At 49.2% G+C, this 4,661-nt stretch carries 4 protein-coding genes and 1 pseudogene; all 5 read right to left on the bottom strand.

What is annotated here, in order from left to right:
• Nucleotides 1-287: 287 nt before the first annotated feature.
• Complete coding sequence (locus tag Q0338_RS06410; protein ID WP_298086036.1) at nt 288-1,187, bottom strand: hypothetical protein; 900 nt, start codon at nt 1,185-1,187, stop codon at nt 288-290.
• Entirely contained in the window at nt 1,184-2,467 is a 1,284-nt protein-coding gene (locus tag Q0338_RS06405) for an FAD-dependent oxidoreductase (protein ID WP_298086035.1), read from the bottom strand. The genes Q0338_RS06410 and Q0338_RS06405 overlap by 4 nt, the downstream gene beginning before the upstream one ends.
• A 116-nt stretch (nt 2,468-2,583) precedes the next feature.
• A complete protein-coding gene (locus Q0338_RS06400; protein ID WP_298086037.1) occupies nt 2,584-2,904 on the bottom strand; it encodes a hypothetical protein in 321 nt (106 codons plus the stop codon).
• 126 nt (nt 2,905-3,030) lie between these two features.
• Nucleotides 3,031-3,468, bottom strand: a pseudogene (locus tag Q0338_RS06395) (triose-phosphate isomerase); the annotation flags it as partial.
• Nucleotides 3,465-4,661, bottom strand: a 1,197-nt coding sequence (locus Q0338_RS06390; protein ID WP_298086034.1) for a phosphoglycerate kinase, incomplete at its 5' end; no start/stop codon positions are given. The pseudogene Q0338_RS06395 and the gene Q0338_RS06390, both read right to left, overlap by 4 nt.

Here is a 4,661-nt window from a genome sequence, read left to right as displayed (position 1 = left end):
TCGATCGGCTCGTAAACATGTACGTATTCGGGCTTGCCCTCCTTAGCCGAATAAAACGGCGAAATATAGATGTCGATCGAAGTGATTTTTTCTACTTTATCCTCACTCTCGCTTTGCGCGCTCAAAGTCGCAGCCGCCGCCGCACACAGCAGCAGTGAACGAAATTTTTTCATGGTCTCTCCTTCGGTTAAATTTTGTAAATTTGCTTCGTAATTATACCTTGAAATTTAAGAGCGCGACGCTTCGAGCGGCTAAATTTAAGCGCCGTTAGCTGCTAAATTTACATTTCAATCTAGCTCGCTCACGCGAATTTTATAAATTTTGGCGCCTTTTAAAAGAGCTAAATATTCGCCGTTCCCGTACGAGCCGTAGCCCTCATTTTTGTTATTTTTCGAGCCGTCTGCGCCGAGAAAATTTAGGCTGATTTTTCTGTCGAATTCTAGTATTTCGCCTTTAAATTTAAACAAAAACAGCTCTTCTTTGTCGTTATCAGCCGGGCAAAACAGCACGCTTCGCTCATCCAGCGCGAAGTCGCTGCTCACAAAAATATAATCGCTCTTTGAAAATTCTAGCTCGCACGTTTCGATAGCCGCGGAGCCCGGTTTATAAGAACTGATTTTCGGAGTATACGCCGTGGCTTGCCCGTCCTTGATACGCACGAAATCAAAGCTACTGCAATAGTGCGCGTAGCACGCGCCGCCAAATAGATTTATCGCGTAGCAGTCGTGAATCCGGCTGAGGTCAAATCCATAGAGCTTTTCGCCCGCTTCGTTCCAAACGGCGAGTTCGCACTCGTCTCCGCCGAAGTTGCCGAAGAGCCCGTCGCCAAAATATGAAACGTAGAGCCGCCCGCCTTGCGCTATGATCTTTGCTATGCCGTCGCCCACGCAAATTTTGCCCGTCCGGGCGCCCAGCTCATCGATAAATTTTAAATTTTCCTCGCCGCGTTTTAGCTTCTCATCGTAGCCCGAGCGAGCGTTTAGCAGTGCCCAACGGTTTGGAAAATCCACGGACACGGCGAAGTGGTAGCCGTTTTCGTCCTTTTTATAAAGTCCTGCCGGGCATGCGACCTCCAGCTTTGCAAATTCGCTTGCATTTATATCGTCCACGAGCTCGATATGCGCATTACTCTCATCTACGAAAAATTTATCTAAACTTAGTTTTGCATCAACGTTTACGGTTTTCATATCGATTTCACTCCCTTAAATGCATCTTTGATGAGATTCATATAGCCGACCTTCTTAAGTCTTGGCAAAATTTTACTTCTTAGCGGCCGGCTAGGTCCGTTTATGACGAAAAGATCCTTCATAATGCCGCTCATCATCTTTGGATAATCATCAAAAATTCTCTCATTGCCCAAGAACTCAGGCAGATTTTTATAAAGCTTAAGATCGCTCATAACAAAGCTCTCCTCAAGCATCTTGTCATACGACAAGCTATCTGCGCTAAAATCTCCCGCAGCTTTAGCTTTTAGCACCGCTTTAGCAGCTAAAACGCCGCTTTCTACCGCTAGATCCATACCGCGCACCGAGTATCCTACGTTTAGGCAAAGACCCGCCGCGTCGCCTGCTACTATAACGCCGTGATCGCTTAGCTTTTTGATAGAATTTAACCCGCCTTCAGGCACGATGTGGGCCGAATATTCGGTCGTTTTGCCGTTTTTGATAAGAGGCTGAACCGCAGGGTGGTTTTTAAAATTTTCCAGCATCGCAGGCACGCTCATATCGCTTACGTGCGAGTTGTGCAGACCGAAAACCACGCCCAGAGATATCGAAGTTTCGTTGGTGTATAAAAATCCGCCGCCCATATGCTCGTTTGACGCGCTTCCGGCAAATAGCCACGCAGCGCCCTCGTTGCCGCTTACGTTAAAGATATCCTCGATCCTGTCTTTGCCAAGCTCGATGATCTCTTTTACGCCGACCGCACAGGTATGCGGATTTAGCTCGTATCCTAGGCCGTATTTTGAGCAGATAGTAGAGTTTGCGCCGTCTGCTACGATCACGACGTCGGCTCTCATCTCTTCGCCGCCAGCGATCACGCCGCAAACTTTGCCGTCCTCTTTAATAAGATCGTCCACTCTGATGCCCGCTATTATAGAAGCTCCAGCCTCCTCGGCCTTTTCGCCCAGCCACGCGTCAAATTTGACCCTTAAAACCGAATACGATAGATCGGCTTTATTTTCGCTAGGCTTTAGAGCGTACTCCATCGTAACGTTGTCGTCTGCGGTGATAAACGATAGTTTTTCGCGAGTTATCAATCTCTCGATCGGCGCGATCTGTGCAAAATTTGGAAACACCGGCTCGATGCTGTGCGCATAAATTCTGCCGCCGCTCATATTTTTAGCCCCTATAAAGTTGCCTCTTTCGATGAGCAACACCTCAAGCCCTTCCTTTGCCAGCAGATACGCCGATATGCAGCCGGCAATGCCACCGCCGACGATTATCGCGTCAAATTTTTCATCCGCCATTGTTTACCTTTCATGCGAAAATCCGCCTTGCGACACTTCCGCTTAAATTTTTAAATTTTGCTTTATCTCTTTTGAGACGACTAACTCATTTGTCGATCGGCGCATTGCCGGCGCGACTAGCCTTGCTTTAAATTTTCGTTCAAATGCTCGCTTCTGAGCACGTTTTTCTTTACCTTTTCCGTACAGGTTTTGGGCAAAGACGAATAAAACCGCACGATGCTCGGGACTTTAAATTTAGCAAGCCCCTGCGCGCAGTATTGTTTGACCTCGTCTTCGCTTAGGCTCTCGCCCTCTTTAAGCACTACGCATGCTTTTATCAGTTCATTATCAAAGTTATCCGGCACTCCGATTACTGCCGCTTCAAAAATTTTATCGTGGGTTTGCAGATAGGTTTCGACCTCTACGCTAGATACGTTCTCGCCTGCAACCTTTATCAAATTTACGTCCCTATCGACGAAATAAAAATACTCGTCCTCGTCAAAATATCCGATATCGCCCGTATGTAGCCAGCCATCCTTGTCGATGGCTTTGTTCGTTGCCTCGGCGTTTTCGAAATATCCGTCAAAGATAGTCTTGCCTCTTTCGCCTCTTACGCAAATTTCGCCCTTTTCGTTAGCGCCAAGCTCCTTGCCGTCTTTATCCACGATCTTTGCCTCGTAGCAAAAGCCCACCCTGCCGATAGATGGGAATTTCCTCTTTTCGCTCGGCCTATCGCCGATGAGCCCAACGACCGTTTCGCTCATTCCGTACGAGCTTAGCACGCTTTTTACGCCAAATTCGTCCAGCATCGCCTTGCCGATCTCGCCAGTGTGAGCGCCACTTTCGCACGGGTAGAAATTTTGCGCGCCGAGTTTAAATTTATGAGCCGCAAGATCAAGCGCGCTAAAGGGCGGAAACACCGTCACGTCGTCGTTTGAGCTTAAATTTGCGTCTAAAATTTCAGCGTATTTAGCAAAGCTCGCTCTCGTGTGATTGCACTTTAAATTTGCTAAAAACCTCACTCCGCAGCCTTTCTAAGCGGTTTTATGCCGGGTAGCTCCTTGCCCTCGATGAGCTCCAGACTAGCACCTCCGCCGGTCGAGATAAACGTCATCTCGTCGGCGTCTCCCGCGCGCTCGACGACGTCGGCCGTATCGCCGCCGCCCACGACCGTAGTCGCGTGTGTGTCGATGATGGCGTGGCTCATTTTGATGCTGCCTTTGCTAAATTTATCCATCTCAAAAACGCCCATCGGCCCGTTCCACCAGATGGTTTGCGCGTCGGCGATGACCTCTTTAAATAGCCTAATCGACGCCGGCCCGATATCTAGCCCCATCCAGCCACTTGGGATCTCTTGGGCTGGGACGTATTTTACGGCGCTTTCTGCCGAAAAGGTCTGAGCCGCGACGACGTCCACCGGCAGGTAAATTTTAACGCCAAGCTCCCTGCCCTTACGCAAAATTTCGCGCGCATCGCCCAAGAGATCTTCTTCGAGTAGCGAGTTTCCGATATTTTCGCCGAGCGATTTTAGAAACGTAAACGCCATGCCGCCGCCGATTATCAGCTTATCCACGCGCGGAAGCAGGTTGTGTAGGGCTTGCAGCTTGCCGCTTACCTTGCTGCCGCCCACGACCGCGACGAACGGGCGCGCAGGGTGCTTAATGAGATTTTGGGCGAAATTTATCTCCTTTTGCAGCAAAAATCCCGCCGCTTTATGTTTCTCGTCGTAAAATTTAGTGATCGCCTCGACCGAGCTGTGCGCCCTGTGGCAGACGCCAAACGCGTCGTTTATGTAAAATTCGCCGTATTTAGCGAGCTCGCCGGCTAACGCCTCGTCGTTTTTGGTCTCTCCCTTTTCAAAGCGCAAATTTTCAAGAAGTAAAATTTCGCCAGGTTTTAGCGCGGCGGCTTTAGCTTTGGCGTCCGCTCCGATGACGTCCTCGGCAAATATCACGTCTCTATCAAGTAGCCTCGAAAGCCTCTTTGCCACGCCTCGCAGCGAAAATTTCTCCTCAAAGCCGTTTTTCGGTCGTCCTAGGTGGCTAGCCAAAACCACGCTGCAGCCGTTATCTAGGCAGTAGCGGACAGTAGGGATCGCCGCGCGAATTCGGCGATCGTCGGTGATGTTTAAAAACTCGTCCATCGGCACGTTAAAATCGCACCTGATGAATACTTTCGCGCCGTTAAGTCCCAGATCGTTGATCGATAAAATTTC

Source organism: uncultured Campylobacter sp. (genome assembly GCF_938018145.1).
Lineage (GTDB): Bacteria > Campylobacterota > Campylobacteria > Campylobacterales > Campylobacteraceae > Campylobacter_A.
Note: the sequence above shows the minus strand (reverse complement) of the source record. Positions and strands in the feature narration are given on the sequence as shown.